Source organism: Streptomyces sp. NPDC037126, from assembly GCF_055605965.1.
Genome location: NZ_JBVJTD010000007.1, coordinates 183,378 through 201,675, shown reverse-complemented (window position 1 = coordinate 201,675; position 18,298 = coordinate 183,378). Strand labels below are relative to the sequence as shown.

General features: G+C 73.2%; 12 protein-coding genes. 6 read left to right on the top strand and 6 right to left on the bottom strand.

The genetic code is table 11. The features are described 5' to 3' along the window. Positions 1-49: 49 nt before the first annotated feature. The 6 genes from ACZ7FF_RS18460 to ACZ7FF_RS18435 all read left to right on the top strand — a co-directional run bounded on the left by ACZ7FF_RS18460 (position 50) and on the right by ACZ7FF_RS18435 (position 6,687). Positions 50-1,699: a sugar ABC transporter ATP-binding protein gene (locus ACZ7FF_RS18460; protein ID WP_470813267.1), complete on the top strand. Its 1,650-nt coding sequence runs from the start codon at positions 50-52 to the stop codon at positions 1,697-1,699. Next, complete coding sequence (locus ACZ7FF_RS18455) at positions 1,696-2,661, top strand: ABC transporter permease (RefSeq protein WP_470813266.1); 966 nt, start codon at positions 1,696-1,698, stop codon at positions 2,659-2,661. The genes ACZ7FF_RS18460 and ACZ7FF_RS18455 overlap by 4 nt, the downstream gene beginning before the upstream one ends. Next, positions 2,658-3,659: an ABC transporter permease gene (locus tag ACZ7FF_RS18450; RefSeq protein WP_470813265.1), complete on the top strand. Its 1,002-nt coding sequence runs from the start codon at positions 2,658-2,660 to the stop codon at positions 3,657-3,659. Before ACZ7FF_RS18455 ends, ACZ7FF_RS18450 begins: the two co-directional genes overlap by 4 nt. Positions 3,660-3,739: 80 nt before the next feature. Further along, positions 3,740-4,765, top strand: a complete 1,026-nt coding sequence (locus ACZ7FF_RS18445; RefSeq protein ID WP_470813264.1) for a LacI family DNA-binding transcriptional regulator — start codon at positions 3,740-3,742, stop codon at positions 4,763-4,765. A gap of 78 nt (positions 4,766-4,843) precedes the next feature. After that, entirely contained in the window at positions 4,844-5,935 is a 1,092-nt protein-coding gene (locus ACZ7FF_RS18440) for an aldose epimerase family protein (protein WP_470813263.1), read from the top strand. Between the two features lie 248 nt (positions 5,936-6,183). Continuing rightward, the gene (locus ACZ7FF_RS18435; protein ID WP_470813262.1) at positions 6,184-6,687 is read left to right on the top strand and encodes a cysteine hydrolase family protein; all 504 of its coding nucleotides are present in this window, start codon (positions 6,184-6,186) and stop codon (positions 6,685-6,687) included. Positions 6,688-6,793: 106 nt separating this feature from the next. Here the strand turns inward: ACZ7FF_RS18435 and ACZ7FF_RS18430 are convergent, their stop codons facing one another. The 6 genes from ACZ7FF_RS18430 to ACZ7FF_RS18405 form a co-directional block, all read right to left on the bottom strand. Then, the gene (locus ACZ7FF_RS18430; protein WP_470813261.1) at positions 6,794-7,795 is read right to left on the bottom strand and encodes an NAD-dependent epimerase/dehydratase family protein; all 1,002 of its coding nucleotides are present in this window, start codon (positions 7,793-7,795) and stop codon (positions 6,794-6,796) included. Between the two features lie 84 nt (positions 7,796-7,879). Further along, positions 7,880-8,734 carry an SCO2400 family protein gene (locus ACZ7FF_RS18425; RefSeq protein WP_470813260.1) on the bottom strand — a complete coding sequence of 285 codons (855 nt, stop codon included), beginning with the start codon at positions 8,732-8,734 and terminating at the stop codon, positions 7,880-7,882. Between the two features lie 193 nt (positions 8,735-8,927). Further along, entirely contained in the window at positions 8,928-11,876 is a 2,949-nt protein-coding gene (locus ACZ7FF_RS18420; RefSeq protein ID WP_470813259.1) for a lectin, read from the bottom strand. A 546-nt stretch (positions 11,877-12,422) separates the two neighbouring features. Beyond that, positions 12,423-14,081 (bottom strand): penicillin-binding transpeptidase domain-containing protein, encoded by a 1,659-nt coding sequence (locus ACZ7FF_RS18415; protein ID WP_470813258.1) that lies wholly within the window; start codon positions 14,079-14,081, stop codon positions 12,423-12,425. A gap of 116 nt (positions 14,082-14,197) precedes the next feature. Further along, complete coding sequence (locus ACZ7FF_RS18410; protein WP_470813257.1) at positions 14,198-16,114, bottom strand: glycoside hydrolase family 5 protein; 1,917 nt, start codon at positions 16,112-16,114, stop codon at positions 14,198-14,200. Positions 16,115-16,172: 58 nt separating this feature from the next. Next, on the bottom strand, positions 16,173-18,236 hold the full coding sequence (locus ACZ7FF_RS18405) for a SpoIIE family protein phosphatase (RefSeq protein ID WP_470813256.1): 2,064 nt from the start codon (positions 18,234-18,236) through the stop codon (positions 16,173-16,175). Between the last annotated feature and the right edge of the window lie 62 nt (positions 18,237-18,298).

The window sequence follows — 18,298 nt, the reverse complement described above, 5'->3', positions numbered from 1 at the left end:
GCTGCCGCCCCGCACCCCGCCCCCGGCAGCCCCCTTCGAGGAGGCAGACGTGGTCCAGCAGGACCCGCACCCCCACGCCGACCCCGGCCCCGTCCTGGAGGTCGCCGGCGTGAACAAGAGCTTCGCCGGCGTGCACGCGCTGCGCGACGTGGACTTCGCCCTGCGCCCCGCCGAGGTGCACGCGCTCATCGGTGAGAACGGCGCGGGCAAGTCCACCCTGATCAAGGTGATGACCGGCGTCTACCGGCCCGACTCCGGCACGGTGCGACTGGCCGGCCGGGCACGCGAGTTCCGCAACCCGCTCCAGGCCCAGGCGGACGGCATCTCCACCATCTACCAGGAGGTCAACCTCGTCCCGCTGATGTCGGTCGCGCGCAACCTGTACCTCGGCCGCGAGCCGCGCCGCTTCGGACTGGTGGACGTCGCCCGGATGAACCGCGAGGCCGCCGAGGTGCTCGGCCGCTACGGCGTCGGCGTCGACGTCACCCGCCCGCTGCGCACCCTCGGTCTCGGTGCCCAGCAGATGGTGGCGCTGGCCCGGGCGGTGCAGATCGACGCGCGGGTCGTCATCATGGACGAGCCCACCTCCTCGCTGGAGCCGCGCGAGGTCGACACCCTCTTCTCGGTCATCCGCGACCTCAAGCGGCAGGGCATCGCGGTGGTCTACGTCAGCCACCGGCTCGACGAGCTGTACGCGATCTGCGACCGGGTCACCGTGATGCGCGACGGCGCGGTCGTGCACACGGGCGAGATGGCGGGCCTCCAGCGGCTGCGGCTGGTCTCGCTGATGCTCGGGCGGGAGATGTCCACCGTCCGGGAGAAGGGCACCACCGCCTTCGGCACCGACCGGCACGACCGTCGCGAGGGCAGCCCCGCGCTGCGGGCGACGGAACTCTCGGTGCGGCACCGGCTGCACGACGTCTCCCTCGACATCCACCCCGGCGAAGTCGTCGGTCTCGGCGGCCTGTTGGGGGCCGGACGCAGCGAGACCGCCAAGGCGATCGTCGGCGCGCTCGCCACCGAGGGGGGAACGGTCGAGGTCGAGGGCCGGCCGATGCGCCGGCGCAGCCCCGCCGCCGCGATCCGCGCCGGTGTGGTGATGCTGCCCGAGGACCGCAAGGCGGAGGGCATCATCCCCAGCCTCTCGGTGCGCGAGAACATCTCGCTCGCCGCGCTGCCGCGCCTGTCGCGCGCCGGACTGGTCTCGGGGGCCAAGCAGGACGAGATCGTCTCCTTCTTCATGAAGCGGCTGCGGATCAAGGCGTCGAGCCCCGACCAGCGGGTCAGCGACCTGTCCGGCGGCAACCAGCAGAAGGTGCTGCTCGCCCGCTGGCTCTGCCTGAACCCCAAGGTGCTGCTGCTGGACGAGCCCACCCGCGGCATCGACGTCGGCGCCAAGGCCGAGGTGCAGGCACTGATCGACGAACTGGCCGGCGACGGACTCGGCGTGCTGCTGATCTCCTCCGACCTGGAAGAGCTGATCGAGGGCTCCGACCGGGTGGTGATCCTCAAGGACGGACAGGTCGTCGGCCACCTCGCCGACGAGGAGGTCACCGAGGAGCGCCTGCTCGACGCGCTCGCCACCGCACCGCACGAAGCGGCCGGGAAGCCGGCCCAGGGCCCCGGCACACCGGCCGGGGCCCCCGGCGAAGGCTCCGCCGAGGACGCGTCCGACCCCGTCAAGGAGAACCAGCGATGACCACGCTCACCTGGAGCGGCCCCGCCGCCGACCGGGCCCGGCTGCTGCGCCTGCTGCAGGACTACGGCGTCTACGCGGCCCTGGTCGTGCTGTTCTGCGTGGCCGTCGGCCTGGACACGTCGTTCGTCGAGATGAGCAACCTCCGCGTCCAGCTCTTCCAGCTCGCCCCCACCCTGCTCGTCGCCCTCGGCATGGCCCTGGTCATCGGCACCGAGGGCATCGACCTGTCGGTCGGCGCCGTCATCGCGCTGGCCGCCTCCGTCGTACCGCTGTACGCGGGTTACGGTCTCGCCGGAGCGCTGCTCGTCGCCCTGCTCCTCGGCGCGGTCGCGGGCGCGGTCGGCGGCGCGATGGTGGCCCTCGCCCGCATCCAGCCCATCGTGGCCACCCTGTCCCTGATGATCGGCGTGCGGGGGCTCGCCGAGATCATCAACGGCAACTCCGCCAAGCCGGTCATGCAGTCGGGCATCCTCGACCTCGGCTCGCGCAACATCGCGGGGCTGCCCGAGATGGCGTGGATCGCCGCCGTCTGCGCACTGCTCACCGGGCTCCTCGTGCGCCGCACCACCTTCGGCAGGCAGCTGGTGGCCGTAGGGGACAACCGGCAGGCCAGCCGGTTGTCGGGCCTGCCGGTGCGCCGGGTGCTGATCACCGTGTACGTGATCTCCGGGGTGCTGGCCGGGCTGGCCGGCGTGCTCATCGTCAGCCACGGCGCCGAGGCCGACCCGGCCAACCAGGGCCTGAACATGGAGCTGAACGCGATCACGGCGGTCGTCGTCGGCGGCACCCCGCTGTCCGGGGGCCGGGTGCGGGTGCTCGGCACCGTCGCGGGCGCCCTGTTCATGCAGCTGATCACGGCGGTGCTCACCCAGCACAACGTGCACACGTCGTACACCCAGATCGTCGAGGCGGCCATCATCGCTTTCGCCGTGTACGCCTCCCAGGAGCGTGGTTCCCGATGACCTCCACCGTCCTGACGACCGCGGAGCCGGGGGCGGCCGCTCCGCGCCCCACCCTCGGCGAGCGGATCGCCCCGCAGATCCAGCGGCGCGGCGCGCTGGCCGTGCTGGTGCTGGTGGTCGCGATCGCCTCGGCCACCTCCGACACTTTCCCGACCTGGTCCAACATCAGCAGCATCCTCGGCAACAACGCGTTCGTGTGGCTGCTGGCCCTCGGCATGACCTTCGTCATCATCACCGGCGGCATCGACCTGTCCGTCGGCTCCATGTACGCGCTCGGGGGAGTGCTCGGGGCCTACGGCTCCACCCACGGCACCTGGCTCGCGGTCCTGCTGCCGCTCGCCGTCGGCGCCGCCTGGGGAGCCCTGCAGGGACTGCTCGTCGCGCGCGCCCGGATGGCGCCGTTCATCGTCAGCCTGGTCGGCCTGCTCGGGCTGCGCGGCCTGCTGCAGGCCATCACCGACGAGGGCGCGAACACCTATCTCGTCCCGCAGCACTCCGCCTTCCGCGACCTGGGCGCCGGCACCTGGACCCCGGTCCTGATCGTCGCCGTGCTCTTCGCGCTGGGCGCCCTGCTGCTGACCCGCACCGGGTTCGGCGCCACCCTCACCGCGATGGGCGGCAACGAGAACGCGGCGCTGCTGCTCGGCCTGCCGGTGGCGCGCGCCAAGGTGCTGGTCTACCTGCTGTCGGGCACCCTGGCCGCGGCGGCCGGCGCGCTCGGCGGCGCCCGCCTCGGTTCCGGCGTGACCACCATCGGCGTCGGCTACGAACTGACCGCCATCGCCTCGGTGGTGATCGGCGGCACCCTGCTCACCGGAGGCAGCGGCTCGGTGGCCGGCACCGTCAGCGGCGTCCTGCTGCTCGCGGTCATCCACAACCTCATCGACCACTACTTCTCGCAGTACGGTTCCGCCTTCACGGACACCGTGAACGGCGCGTTTCTCGCTGTGGTAGTTCTGATGCAGGCCTTGCTCAGCCGTACCCAACAGCTGGAATGAGCACCCACCGCCGGACCTGGCGCGGCGCGGCCGCCCAGCGGACGGCCGGATCCCCCGTCCTCTTCTGAGAAAGGATCGCCGTGGGCGTCAGCCTCAAGGATGTCGCGCTGCGCGCCGGCGTGTCGGTCAAGACCGTCTCGAACGTCGTCAACGACTACCCGCACGTGACCCCGCACACCCGGGAGCGGGTGCAGCGGGCCATCGACGAGCTGGGCTACCGGCCCAACCTGACGGCCCGTCACCTGCGCAAGGGGCGCACCGGGCTGATCACCCTGGCCATCCCGGAACTGGGCAACCCCTACTTCGCGGAGGTCGCAGGCGCGGTGATCGACGCGGCCGCCCGGCACGACCTGACCGTGCTCCTCGACCACACCGCGGGGCTGCGGGAGAAGGAACTGCTGGTGTCGCAGGGCTTCCGCTCGCACGTCATCGACGGGCTGATCCTCAGCCCGATCGGACTGGAGCGCGAGGACCTGCTGGACCGGCCCGAGGGCCCGCCCATGGTGCTGCTGGGCGAGCGCGAGTACGACGGCCCCTACGACCACATCATGATCGACAACGTGGGGGCGGCCCGGATCGCGGTGCGCCATCTGCTCGATCTCGGCCGACGCCGGATCGCCTTCCTCGGCGCCCGCCGCGAGAGCGCCCGCCAGCCCGCCCACCTGCGGCTGCGCGGCTGGCGGGAGGCGATCACCGGGGCCGGTCTGGTGCCGGACGAGTCCCTGGTGGTGGCGACCGAGGGCTACGACCGGGCCGACGGCGCCGCCGCGATGGCGGCCCTGCTCGACCGGGACGAGCGGCCCGACGCCGTCTTCGCCTACAACGACCTGGTCGCGCTCGGCGCCATGCGCACCCTGGTCGAGCGAGGGCTGCGGGTCCCCGAGGACATCGCGGTGGTGGGCTTCGACGACATAGAGGAGGGGCGCTACGGGGCGGTCTCGCTGAGCACCGTCGCCCCCGACAAGACCGGCATCGCCCGGCTCGCCGTGGACTGCCTGGTGGCGCGGATCGCCGCCCGGGACCAGGACACGGCGCCCGCGCCCCGCCGGATCAGGCCCGGCCACCGGTTGATCGTGCGCGAGTCCACCGCGATCCGACGGGGCTGACCGGCCGTACCCCCTTCACGCCGCCACCGAAGTGCGCCGGCGTACGCCGCCGTGCCCCGACCACGACCGAGGATGACGATGCCGAAACCCCACTGCACCCTCACCGAGTCCCCGTACGGCAGCGCGCCCGACGGCACGCCCGTCGACCGCTGGCGGCTGGAATCAGGCAGCGGGGTCGGCGCGGACGTGCTCACGTACGGGGGCACCCTGGCCGCCCTGCGCGTTCCGGCGCCCTCCGGACGCGTCGCCGACATCGTCCTCGGCCTGCCCGGCATGGCCGAGTACGCGACCCCGCACCCCTACTTCGGCGCCCTCGTCGGCCGCTACGCGAACCGCATCGCGGACGGTACGTTCACCCTCGACGGGGAGACCCACCGCGTCCCCGCCACCGACCGCGGGCACGCGCTGCACGGCGGACCCGACGGCTTCCACCGGCGGGTCTGGCAGGGCGGCCCGGCCGCGGCCGACGGCGCGGACGTGGCCGCGCTCACCCTCCGGCTGCGCAGCCCCGACGGCGACATGGGCTTCCCCGGCACGCTGGACGTCGAGGTCACCTACAGCCTCGACGGCGAGGGCACCCTGGCCGTCGACTACCGGGCCCGCACCGACCGCCCCACCGTGGTGAACCTGACCAACCACTCCTACTTCAACCTCGCCGGGGCCGGCAGTGGCGACGTGCTCGGCCACACCCTGCAACTGGACTCCGACGCCTACCTCCCGGTGACGGCCGAGGCGATCCCGTTCGGCCCGTCCGCGCCGACCGCGGGCACCCCCTTCGACTTCCGCGACGCGCACCCGATCGGCGAGCGGATCGCCGCGGACGACGTCCAGCTGACCGACGCGGGCGGCTACGACCATTGCTGGCTGCTCCAACCGCCGCACACGGCAGGCGAGTTGCGCCGCGCCGCCCGGCTCGCCGACCCCGACAGCGGCCGACTGCTGGAGGTGTGGACGACCGAACCGGGCATCCAGGTCTACACCGGCAACGCCCTGGACGGCTCCTTCGCGGGCACCGACGCCAAGCCCTACGAGCGGCACGGCGCCGTATGCCTGGAGACCCAGCACCACCCCGACTCGCCGAACCGCCCGGAGTACCCGGGCACCGTGCTGCGGCCGGGGGAGGAGTACCGCAGCCGCACCGAGTTCCGGTTCCCGCACCTCGCGGCGTGACCGGTCGTCAGGTCAGCTGTACAGGTTAGCTGGACAGTTCAGACTGAAGGATTTATCGTCGCCCGCATGAGTGAGAACCCACCGCTGTAACCCTCGGCGCTCCGCGCCTCGCAGGAGGTCCGCGCGGTCATCGGCCGCCTCCGCCGCCGCATCCGCAACGCCTCCGACGCCGGCGACCTCACTCTTCCCCAGGCGTCCGCCCTGGCCCGGCTGTCCACCGCCGACGGCGTCACCACCAGTGACCTCGGGTGCCCGCCGACTACCTGCCGCGCGCCGCCCGGGCGGTGGAGACGGCCCGGGCCGCCGGTGTCCCGGTCCTCCACGTGGTCCTCCGGCTGCGCCCGGGGCACGTCGACGCCCACCCGCGCAACAAGGTGTTCGGCTCCCTGCCGGCCGGCTACTTCACGGCGGACGACCCGGGCGCCGCCATCCACCCCGACGTCGCCCCGCGCGACGGCGAGATCGTCGTGCACAAGAACCGGGTGAGCGCCTTCGCCGGGAACAACCTCCAGCAGCTCTTGTCCGTCCAGGGCATCGACCACCTCGTGCTGGCCGGCATCGCCACCAGCGGCATCGTCCTGTCCACCCTCTGCCAGGCCGCGGACCTCGACTACCGGGTGACCGTCCTGTCCGACACCTGCGCCGACCCCAGGCCCGCCCTGCACGACACCCTCATGAACGAAGTCTTCGCCCGCAGGGGCGACACCCCGACCGTCTCCGAGTGGGCGCGGACGCTCGGCAGCGGCTCGTGAACAGGGCCCGCGGCGGCCGGGACCGGTGAGGCAGGGGAGGCCCAGGTCGCGCTCGGCCACCGGGCCGGTCCCGTACGTCCGGCGACGGCGCACGGAGCCGCCGGGCTCAGCCCTCGCGCAGCCCCGCGCACGCGAACTCCCGCATGCCCTCCGCGAATCCGACCCGGGGCGCCCAGCCCAGCGCGGCCCGCAGGCGTGCGGAGTCCGCGGTGATGTGGCGCACGTCCCCCAGCCGGTACTCCCCCGTGACGACGGGCTCCGGACCGCCGCACGCGGCGGCCAGCTCCCGCGCCATCGCGCCGACGGTACGGGGTTCGCCGCTGCCGGTGTTGTACGCCGTGAGCGCGCCCGGGGCGTGCTCCGCCCGCAGCGCCGCGACATTCGCCGCCGCCACGTCCCGTACGTGCACGAAGTCCCGCCGCTGCCGTCCGTCCTCGAACACCCGGGGGGCCTCGCCGCGGGCGAGCGCGGACCGGAAGAAGGACGCCACCCCGGCGTAGGGGGTGTCGCGGGGCATCCGGGGCCCGTACACGTTGTGGTAGCGCAGCGACACCGCGCTCCCGCCGGTGCAGCGGGCCCAGGCGGCGGCGAGGTGCTCCTGGGCGAGCTTGGTCGCCGCGTACACGTTGCGGGGATCCGCAGGGGCGTCCTCCGCGACCAGGCCCGGGACGAGGTCCTCGCCGCACTCCGGGCACCTGGGCTCGAACCGTCCGGCGCCGAGGTCGGCCACCGCGCGCGGTCCGGGTCGCACCCCGCCGTGCCGCGGGCACGCGTACCGGCCCTCGCCGTAGACCACCATCGACCCGGCGAGGACCAGGCGCCGCACCCCCGCCTCGGCCATCGCGGCGACCAGCACCGCCGTGCCCAGGTCGTTGCGCGAGACGTACTCGGCCGCGTCGGCGACACCGTTGCCGAGCCCGACCATGGCCGCCTGGTGGCAGACGGCGTCGACCCCGGTCAGCGCGCGGGCCACCGCCCCGGCGTCCCGCACGTCCGCGCCGGGGTCCTCGCGGACGTCGTACACCACGGGTTCGTGCCCGCTCTCGCGCAGCGCCTCGACGACATGGGAACCGATGAACCCGGCACCGCCGGTGACCAGTACACGCATGCGGCCACGCTAGACGGCGGCACCACCCCGACCGCGGGGCGCGCCCGCCACGTCACGACTCCGTAAGACGGACGCGGGTCAGGGTCAGCCGAGGCACAGCACGAGCACGCACAGCTGCGTCGGCGACGTCGAGGCCGGCGCGGGGGAGGCGCTGTGGGATGTGCCCGAGCCCGGATCGGCGGCGGGCGCGGGGGACGCCGTCCGCGGAGCCGGTGCGCTGCTCGGGGCGGAGACCGCATGACGGGTGGTGGACGCGGGAGCGGTGTGTGCCTGCGGGGCGGACGTCGTGGCCGGAGCGGGCGGCGCGGCGGAGTCCGGCCGGACGGAGGACAGCGTCGGCTCCGGCTGGGCCGGTTCGGACCGCGGCCGGGGCGCCGCGGAGCCCGGTGTCCGAGCCGCCGCGGCGGGGTGGGAAGACGGGTGGGCGGCGGGCGGCACCGACGCCGAAGGGGCGTGAGCGGTCGTCTGCCCGTGTGTGGCGCCCATGGGCCGGTCGTCCGGCGCGGAGGCCGCCTGTGCCCGGTCGGCGGAGTGCCGGTCCATCGAGGCGAGGGTCAGTCCGCCCCCGACGAGGGCGACGGCGGTCGCGACCACGGCCCGGCGCTGGTTCTTCTTCCAGCGGGCCAGCTGGCGACGGCGCGCCGCCCGCCCCTGCCGGGCGGGCGGCGCGTCCTCGACGTCGGCGGACGAACCGGTGTCCGAAGCCGGCTCCTCCGCCGCCCCGACATGTGAACCGGCGGGCGCCGACCGGTCCGGCCACGGATCCGCGGGCATGTCTTCCCAGCCCCGGGTGGCGGTCGGTGCGGCGCCCGCCGGCGCCAGGGACGGACCGCTGTACCCCTCGGTGCCGGGCGGTGCGATGTCCGGGGCGTAGGCGCCGCACCCGGGGCACACCAGCGCGCCGTTGAGGTGCCGTCGGCACGCGGAGCAGTAGTCCATCTGCGTCTTCCGGTCTTCCTGGTCAGACTGCGCCGTCGGCCCGTCCGGGCCACGGCCTGGTCACGTTCGCACGGAGGACCGAGCGGCCAGTCACGCTAACGGGACGATCGAAAGGCTGTGTGCAGTCTGTGTGGTACTCCTGCGCAGATTCCCCGGGCATCTCCCGACGACCGCCGGTGACCCCGGGGAACGGTCACTTCCGCACCGGTGCGGGGGACGCCCCGGGGCCGAAGCCGAGGGCGAAGACGTGCATGCCTCCCGTGGTGACGTCGGACGGCAGCCGGACGCTGCGCACCGTCCTGGCCGCGGCGAGGGGGACCGGTGCCGTGGCGAAGACGTACGTCGTGACGTCCTCGCGCGCGGCGCCGGCGTGGTTGCGGTAGGGGGTGGTCACCGCGACCGTGTCGTCGGGCAGGGGCGCGGAGCGGCCCCCGTTCAGCGTCCAGTCGGAGAAGCGGACACCGATCTGCTGGGTCGTTCCGTCGGTGTAGGTGACGACGGCCGTACCCGAGGTCGGGCCGTTGTTCGCCGACCCCAGGAAGGACAGCGCGCCCGAACCGGACACCCGTACCGTCTGGCCGTTCGCCTCGTAGTTGTCGGCGGTCGTGGGTGCCACGCCGGGCCAGGTGAAGGGGACGCCGTCGACGGTGATCCGCGAGCCCGGCGCGACTCCCGCCCCGGCCAGCGCGTCCGCGGAGTAGCTGTGCCCGGCGCCGTCGAAGTCGGCCGAGGCGGCGGCGGAGTCCGCGGAGGTGCCGACGTCGGTGTAGGTGGGCGCGCCCGGGTAGGAGGGCGGGGCGGCGGACGCGGCCGACGCCCAGGACCGGTTGGCGGAGGTGCTGAGCGTGAAGGCGAGGGTGCCTCCGTCGGTGAGGGCGCCGGCGGGGACGTAGGCCTTGTTCCACGCCGATCCGCGCCATGTGGCCGACCGGACGTAGGGAGCGTCGTCCGCGGCGCCCGCGCCGTCGATCGTGAGGGTGCGGCCGGAGGGGAGGGTGAGGACCGCGCGCGGGAAGCGGGGGCTGCCGAGGGCGAGATCGGCGGTGCCCGGGGTCTCCGGGTACATGCCGAGCTCGGACCAGACGAGCCATGAACTCATCTCGCCCAGGTCGTCGTTGCCCGCGAGACCGGCCGGTCCGTCGGTCCAGATCTGGTCCTGGACCTGCCGTACGACCTGCTGTGTCCGGTAGGGCAGGCCGATGTAGTCGTACTCCCAGGGGATGTTCAGGCTGGGCTCGTTGCCCAGGTTGGTGTGGCCGCCGGCGCCGGTCAGGGAGGACAGGTCCGTGTCGAGGAACCTGGCCATGGCCGCGTCGCCGCCCATGGCGGTGGCCAGTCCGTGCAGGTCGAACGGCACCATGGGGGTGTACTGCCAGGAGTCGCCCTCCACGAAGTACTTGCCCGAGGTCGGCGAGAACCCCGCCGTCCAGGTGCCCGAGGCGTCGCGGGGCCGGACGAAGCCGCCGGCGTGGTCGAAGAGGTTCCCCCAGTCCTGCGCCCGGTCCACGAAACGGCGCTGGTCCGTGCGGTCGCCGAGGGCTCCGGCGAGTGCGGAGACCGCGAAGTCGGCCGAGTCGTACTCCAGCGTGGTGGAGACCGGTCCGTAGTAGTTGCAGCAGCCGTACGTGCCGTTCGTGGGCAGCCGGCCGAGCTGCTCCAGGTGGTTCAGCCCGGGCCGGTTGCCGTTCGGGGCGGTGGCCTCGGCGACCATGTCCTTCAGTGCGGTGGCGGTGTCGAAGTGCCGGGCGCCGAAGGCGTAGTAGTCGGCGAGGATCTCGTCCGCCGGGTCGCCGACCATGACATACGTCTCGCCGTTGTTCTCGGACCACTTCGGGAACCGGCCGGTCTGGCGGTAGTCGTCGACCATCGACTGCGCGGTGTCGGAGGCGGTGCCCGGGGCGACGAGCGCCTCGAGCTGGGCCTGCGAGCGGTAGACGTCCCAGCCCGAGTAGTTGGCGTAGGCGGCGCCGTGGCCGGGGTCGACGGTGTGGGTCGTCCCGTCGAAGCCGGGATAGCTGCGGTTGCTGTCGCTGATCACGTTCGGGTGCAGCAGCGCATGGTAGAGGGCGGTGTAGAAGACGGTCTGCTCGCTGCGGGTGCCGCCGGCGATCCGCACCCGGCCGAGCAGGGAGTTCCAGCCGCCGTGCGCGGCGCTGCGCACCCGGCCGAGGTCCCATCCCGCGTTCTCCGCCTGCCGGTTGCCCACCGCGTCGGCGACCGACACGTACGACAGACCGACCTTGGCCTGGACGGCCCGGCGGCCGGTGGTGTCGAAGGTGACGTAGCCGTCGCTCCCCGCCGCCCGCGGGGTGAAGGTGTGTCCCGCGCGGGGGAGCGTGCCGTGCGGCACGGGCCTGTTCGGCGCCTCGGGGGCGTTCGGCGAGACACCCGACGGGGGAGAGGGGGGCACCGCGCCGGTGGCCGCTGTCGTGCCGCCGCTCGTGAACGACCGGTCGAAGACCATGTCGAAGTAGACGGTGTAGGCGTTGTGCGTCCCGCAGAAGTTGCCGCTGGTGACCTGGCCGCTCACCTCGTGGTCGCCCACCACGTCGAACCGGGCGGCGGAGTCGCCCGCCTGGCTGCCCGTCAGCTTGAAGAGGAGGTTCGCCCGGCTGGTGGCGGGGAAGGTGAACCGGGCCATCCCGCTGCGCGTGGTGGCGGTCAGTTCGGTGCGGACACCGTTGTCCAGCGACACGGTGTACGACCCCGGGGAGGCGGCCTCGTCCGTGTGCGAGAAGCCCGCCGTGGCACCCGTGTCGAGCGCGCCGACGGTCGGCAGCACCGGGATGTCACCGGCGGCGCGGCAGCCGGGTCCGGCGATGTGGGTCAGGCTGAAGCCGGTGATGGACGAGTCGCCGTACGCGTAGCCGCCGCCGTACGGCCGGTGCGGTGTGTCGGGGCTCCACTGGACCATGCCGAACGGGGTGTCGGCGCCGGGGAAGTCGTCGGCCGCGTTCGCGGTGCCGATGAACGGGTTCACGAGGGAGGCGGGATCGGCGACCGGCGCCGGTGCGGCCGTCGCGGCCCGGGCCGGAACGGCTCCGAGCGCCGTGACCAGCGCGACGACGGCCAGCAGGGAGGGAAGACGGAGCCGTGACAGGCCGTGACTCCGCCGTCTGCCCGGTCCTTTCGGACATGCCATGTGACCTAGTCCCTTCGCCAAGCAGGCTGATCAACCTGGAGGGGGATGCTGCGCGAGACGCTCGACAACGTTGTATCGGGTCAACAGGCCGTACTTCCGGGAACGTTGACCCCTTCACCCCCGGCTGTCAAGCGGCTGTGCTCCAGAACCGGCCGAGATCGACAATCAACAACTCCACACAGCTACAGAACTTCTCAGAAGCCGAAAGCCACAAATGTTGACGGGAAGTATCAGGGTGCGTAGGTTCCGCACCGGCCGCCCGGCCGCTCCAACCCGGCGGCTGTGAACCGGACTTACCCCCCAGGCCTGCCCGGACTGCCAGCCCTGGGCGGGACGAGCACTGGACCCACCGCGCGGACGGTTCGCTCGCCACGCTCGGCCGGTGCCTGGACATCGACGGCAACGGGACGGCGCACGGCACGAAGGTGGAGCTGTGGGACTGCAACGGCTCGTCCGCCCAGAAGTTCCCGCTCGTCTGACGCACGCGGTGCCCCGGGGCAGCGGCACATCCGGCCCGGCGGCCTCCGCCGGGCCGGTGTCCGGCCGTCAGCTCCCCGTCAGCAGCTGCCGCACCACGTACCCCGCGGAGTCCACCCCGGAGCTGCCGCCCTCGACCAGGGACGCGACCGCGATGTGTGAGTTGTAGGCGGTCAGCCAGCCGTTGGTGTGGTCCCCCTCCTCGGCGGTGCCCGTCTTGGCGCCGACCCCGGCCAGACCGCCGAGCCGCGGGGCCGCTGTGCCGCCGGCCGCGACGCCGCGCATCATCGACTGCAGATATCCCGCCGTGCGGGCCGAGATGGGCCGGGGCGCGGCGTCCTGGTGCTGCCCCGGCAGGATGACGGGCTGCTCGAACCCGGCGTTGCGCACGGTCGCCGCCACGGACGCCATGAACAACGGTGTGGCCGTGACCTTGCCCTGGCCGATGAACTGGGCCGCCTGGTCACCCCCTTGCGCGTCCGGCGGAATGCTCGGGTCGGTGGTGGCCACCCCGCCGCCGATGGACCAGCTGCCCATGCCGAAGACGTTCACCGCCTCGTCGTGCAGTGCGGAGGCGTCCCCGTCGTGCACCAGGTCGCGGAAGCCGTCCTTGATGAAGGAGGTGTTGCAGGAGACGGCGAAGGCCTGGGCGAGGGTCGCCCCCGGGTTGGCGTGCACCCCCGGGTCGTTGTGGAACAGCTGGCTGTTGGCCGTCAGCGAGTCCGTGCACGGCGCGGGACTGGCCGGGGAGAGTCCCGCCTTGTCGAAGAGGGCCGCCGAGGTGACGATCTTCATGGTGGAGCCCGGCGACTTGATGCCGTTGATCGCGATGTCCCCGTCCGCGCCGGTGTGCGCGATCGCGAGGATGTGTCCGTCGTGCCAGTCGAGGGCCACCGACCCGGCCGGCCTCCCCTGCAGGTGCGCGTCCTTCACGGCGGTCTCGGCCACCGTCTGCAGATGGGCGTCGATGGTCGTCCGGATCACCGGCGGGCGCCCCTTGACGAAGACCTTCAGCGTCTTGACCCCGGCGCCCTCGCCGTCGACGACGGCCACACCGGTGCCGGGAGTGCCGCCGGTGGCATCGCCGTGCTGCCGTATCGTCGCGGCGATGTCCTTCAGCGAGGGGAACCCGGACAGGTCCGTCTTCCCGTCGCTCGCCACCACCTTCGCCGCGGTCGCGCCGGCGGGAAGCCTGCCCGCGCTCAGCGACTGGTCGTCGCCCAGGCCCGGGTAGAGCACCGAGTTGTTCCAGTGCACCGCGACCCGGCCGTTGGTGCTCTTCAGCACGGCGACGGCGCTCGGGTAGGTCCAGGTGCCCCCCTCGACCTGCGCGGTGACGGTGAAGGAGACCTTGGCGGCCCCCGCCGTCGCCGTCGACGGGCCCGCCGCCCGCACATCGCCGAACGCCAGCTTCTTCAGGTGCAGGCCGTCCCCGTACCCCTTCAGGGCCTGCGCGGCCGTGTCCTGCGCGTCGGTGGCGCCGGCCGCGCCGTCGAGGTGTCGGCCGGACCACTGGTCCAGGAAGGTCCGGGCCAGCTTCAGCGCCTCGGCGTCGGACGGCGGCGAACTCGACACCGCGGAGGGATCGAATCCGCGGGCCGCCTTGGTCGTGTTGTCGTCGGACCCGTCGGACGCGAGCGCGTGCACGAGGTTGTAGGTACCGATGCCCCCCATGACGAGCAGCGCGGTGCACGTACCGGCGAGGCCGATCTTCACAGCTCTGTTCATGCGCCGGATCGTATGTACGTTCCATGTAGATGGGGTGCGCTCTCAGCCGTTTCGTTACCGGACTGTCAAGACGGGGTGCTCAAAAACTCGGGCCAGGGACGGCAAAGCCGCTCCGGTCAGCCGAGGCTCCGGCACAGCAGGGCCGCCGGTCCGGGGCTGCTGCCCAGGCGGGTGGTGAAGGCGATTCCGGCGGCGTACTCGTCCGACGCGCACTGCCCCTTGGAGCGGCCGTAGGCGAAGTCCCCGCCGGGGACGTCGGCCGGGCGGTTGTCGGACCGGTCGAACCACACGGTCCGCCCGGCCCCGGACAGCGTGCCCAGCGCGGGGACGCACAGGGCCGCCGACACGCGCTCGCCGCGTTCGCTGTAACCGGTGAGGAAGTCCCCCGAAGGGCACTGGTACTTGGTGTACCCGGACGCCCAGTCGCCGTCCGTGGGGACGTAGCGCTCGTCGGTGACGACCGTCGGGCTCCCGTCGGAGGCGCTCGGGGCCGCCGGTCCCGCGTCGGTGCACAGGCCCCGGCCACCGGTGTGGCTGAGCCCGGCGAGCCGCAGTCCGTCGGGGCAGGCGGCCTTGTACGCTCCGCTGTCCCAGTCTCCCCTCGCCCGCGCGCGCAGGGACTCGACCGCGTCGCCGTGGTCGGTGCTGAGCATGCGCCAGGTGGGGGCGGGCGCAACAGGACCCGTTTTCCCCGGCGTGTCCATCAGATGCCGCCATGCCGTACCGCGCCAGTCTCCGGGGTCGAGGATGCCGGAGCGGTGCCCCGCGCCGTCGTAGCGCAGGAGCGCCCAGTCGTCGTGGCCCTCGAAACCCACCAGCGGCCAGAACGCGAAGTCGGCGTCGTGGCCCGCGAGATAGTCCGTGAGACTGCCGAACCAGGTACGGGCCGCGGGGTTCGTCTCGCCCGACCCGATGCCGAACTCGCTGACCCAGACCGGTGCGGTGTAGTGCCGGCCGGTCTCCTCCACGTAGAACGCCTCGTCGTCGAGGGTCGCGTCCAGCTCGTCGCGCGTCAGGTCCTGGTACCGGGGATCGTGGGTCTCGCCGATTCCGGTGGCGCCGCTGTGGTGCGGGCCGGTGTACCCGTAGAAGTGGGCCGAGTAGACCAGTTTGTGGGCGTCGACCAGGGTGTGCGAGAGGGTGCGGACGGGGGTGAGCACCGGGCGCCCGTGCGGGAGCCCGTCCACGGGCAGTCCGGTCCAGTTGATGCCCTCGACGACGATGAGCAGGCGCGGGTTCGCCTCGGTGAGGATGCGGTCGGCGGCCAGCTGGGCCGCGGCGTACCAGTCGTGGCCGTCGCCCAGGCCCCAGTTGGGGTCGTCCAGCGCGTCGCGCCGTACCTCGTTGTAGAGGTCCGCGCCGACCACGCGCGGGACGGAGGCGTAGCGGCGGGCCATGAACACCCAGTCGTCCGCCCACTGCTGGGTGGACTGACGGGTGTTCCAGCGTTCGTTGCCGTCCAGTCCGCAGCACCAGCGGGAGGTGTTGGTGTGGTTGTTCAGGATGACCGCGAAACCGCTCCGGCTCAGTTCGCCGACCACCGTGTCGTAGATCTCCAGCGGAGTCCTGCCCCGCAGCCCGGGGTTGGCCGCCACGGCGCTGTCGGGCACGGGGGCCGTACTGTGGATCATCTCGTTGGAGAACGGCAGCCGGATGGTGTTGATGCCCAAGTCGTGGAAATCCGCGAGTAGCTGGGGCAGCGGTGTGCGGTCCAGGCCGAGCGGGATGCCGTGCGAGTCCTGGCCGGCGTGGTGGTTGGCGGGATCGGCCTCGTCGCCCGTACCGGTCCACGACCCCTGTGCGCCGTCCCAGTTGGCGCCCTTCAGCCGGAAGCGGTCGCCCTGGGCGTCGACGACGTAGCGGCCCTGGGTCGACAGGGGCGGGGACCAGCCGGCCGCATCCGCGGCCGCGGCGGCGGGCTGCGCCGGTGCGGCGGGCGGCGGGGCGGCGGACGCCGCGGTGGTCGTGGCGGCGGCGAGCAGCAGGCCCGCGAAGGCGGCGGCCAGGCGCGGGGCGGCGGATGCGAACGGCATGTCCACAACAATGCACGGTGCCCGGCCTCGCCGAAAGGGTCCGGTCGTGCGCGGCGGCCTACAGGGCCCGGGCGACCAGCAGGGCCACGTCGTCGTGGTCGTCCGGGTGGCGCAGCCCGTACAGCAGGACGTCGCAGATCTCCTCCAACGGCCTGCCGGGCTCGTCGAGGAGACCCAGCAGCACGTCCAGCCGGTCGTCGATGGGGTGCTGACGGGTCTCGACCAGACCGTCGGTGTACAAAACCAGCAGGTCGCCGGGGCGCAGCTCGACCGGGGTGGCGCCGAACCGGATGCCGCCCACGCCCAGCGGCGCCCCGGGAGGCAGGTCGAGCAGCACCGGGGGCTCGCCGGGGCGCGCCAGGGCGGGCGGCATGTGTCCGGCGTTGGCCGTGCAGCACCGATGGGTGCGCGGGTCGTACACCGCGTACAGGCAGGTGACGATGTAGTGCTCCAGGTCGCAGGTGATCCTGTCCAGGTGCTGCAGCACCTCGCCGGGGGCGAGGTCCAGGTCCGCGTAGGCGCAGGTCGCGGTGCGCAGCCGGCCCATGGTGGCGGCCGCGTCGATGCCGTTGCCCATGACGTCACCCACCACCAGGGCGGTCTTGTCCTCGGTCAGCGGCAGCACGTCGTACCAGTCGCCGCCGACCTCACTGGTCGCCTGCGCGGGCTGGTAGCGGGAGGCGACCTCCAGGCCCGTGTGGTGGGTCGGGTGCTCCGGCAGCAGGCTGCGCTGAAGGGTGAGGGCGGTGTTGCGGACGCTCTGGAACCAGCGGGCGTTGTCGATGGCGACGGCGGCCCGTCCCGCGAGTTCTGCGGCCAGGACGACGTCGTCGTCGTCGAACGGCGCCGGATTGCGGGTGCGCTTGAGGTCGAGGGCGCCGAGCACCTCGCCATGGGCGATCAACGGCACGGCCAGGTACGAGTGGACGCCCGCGCGGGCCAGCAGGGCGCCGGCCTCCGCGTTCCGGGCGATGCGCGGCAGATCCTGCGCCCGCACGTGACGCACCAGGACCGGCCGGCCGGTGTGGACGCACAGGGTGACCAGGCGGTCGCCCTCGTAGGCGGCGATGTCACCGGGCGCGTCGGCGGCGCGCAGCGCCTCGGTGGGGTGGGCGGCCTTCAGGGCGAGCGACCGGAACAGCTCCGGGCCGTCGCCGGGTCTGGTCATGCGACGGCAGGCGAGCGCGGAGTCGAGGACGTCCACGGCGACCACGTCGGCCAGCGCGGGAGCGGCGATCTCGGCCAGTTCGCCCGCGGTCTGCTCCACGTCGAGCGTGGTGCCGACCCGGGTGGAGGCCTCGGCTATGAGGGACAGGCGCCGCCGTGCCCGGTCGGCCTCGCCGGCCGCGCGGTGCCGCTCGGTGACGTCGACGACCGATGCGGCCGCGCCCAGGACCCGGCCGCTCGGGTCCGCGAGGCGGTAGAAGGACAGCGACCAGGCGTGCTCGTGTTCGGGGTCGGTCGCGGGACGGCCCACGTGGTACTGGTCGAGGAGGGGAGTGCCGGTGGTGAGCACCTGACGCAGTGCGGACTCCACGGTGCCCACGTCCAGGAACGGCAGCGTCTCCCGCAGCCGGCGGCCTATGTGGTCCTCGGCGGGGATGCCGTCCATGCGGGCCAGCGCCGGGTTGACCAGCCGGTAGCGCAGATCGGGGTCCAGCAGGGCCAGGCCGATGGGGGACTGGTTGATCAGCTGCTCGCACAGGGCGAGATCGGTCTCCACCCGCTCCAGGAGGGTGTGGTCGGCGGCGATGCCCAGGGCGTAGACGTCCCCGACGTCGTCCAGCAGCCGCATGGTGCGGAACTCCGTCAGCCGGCTGCTGCCGTCCTTGTGCCGGACCGGGAACGCGCCGGCCCAGGCCCGGCCGCTCTCCAGCACCTCGGTGAACAGACCCGTGACGGCCCGGAAGTGCTCGGGGTGGGTGAGCAGTTGCGCCGCGTGCCTGCCGAGGGCCTCCTGCGCGGAGTAGCCGAAGAGATCCTCGGCCTGCGGTGTCCAGAAGACGATGCGCCCGCTCGGGTCGAGCGCCATGGCGGCCACGCTGAGCACGTCCAGCAGGCCCGTCGGCCGGGGGAGCTCGGGCTGCTCGTCATGGCCGGCCTCGAAGGATTCCAATGCCATCCCGGAACCACCTCCACCCGCCGGTCGTCCGTCGGCCGGCCCGGCCGCACGGGAGCGCCGGC

Excerpts from the sequence above, each read along its gene's own strand:
- ACZ7FF_RS18455 (WP_470813266.1), top strand. The coding sequence starts at position 1,696 with ATGACCACGCTCACCTGGAGCGGCCCCGCCGCCGACCGGGCCCGGCTG.
- ACZ7FF_RS18450 (WP_470813265.1), top strand. The coding sequence starts at position 2,658 with ATGACCTCCACCGTCCTGACGACCGCGGAGCCGGGGGCGGCCGCTCCG.
- ACZ7FF_RS18440 (WP_470813263.1), top strand. The coding sequence starts at position 4,844 with ATGCCGAAACCCCACTGCACCCTCACCGAGTCCCCGTACGGCAGCGCG.
- ACZ7FF_RS18430 (WP_470813261.1), bottom strand. The coding sequence starts at position 7,795 with ATGCGTGTACTGGTCACCGGCGGTGCCGGGTTCATCGGTTCCCATGTC.
- ACZ7FF_RS18425 (WP_470813260.1), bottom strand. The coding sequence starts at position 8,734 with ATGGACTACTGCTCCGCGTGCCGACGGCACCTCAACGGCGCGCTGGTG.
- ACZ7FF_RS18420 (WP_470813259.1), bottom strand. The coding sequence starts at position 11,876 with ATGGCATGTCCGAAAGGACCGGGCAGACGGCGGAGTCACGGCCTGTCA.
- ACZ7FF_RS18415 (WP_470813258.1), bottom strand. The coding sequence starts at position 14,081 with ATGAACAGAGCTGTGAAGATCGGCCTCGCCGGTACGTGCACCGCGCTG.
- ACZ7FF_RS18410 (WP_470813257.1), bottom strand. The coding sequence starts at position 16,114 with ATGCCGTTCGCATCCGCCGCCCCGCGCCTGGCCGCCGCCTTCGCGGGC.
- ACZ7FF_RS18405 (WP_470813256.1), bottom strand. The coding sequence starts at position 18,236 with ATGGCATTGGAATCCTTCGAGGCCGGCCATGACGAGCAGCCCGAGCTC.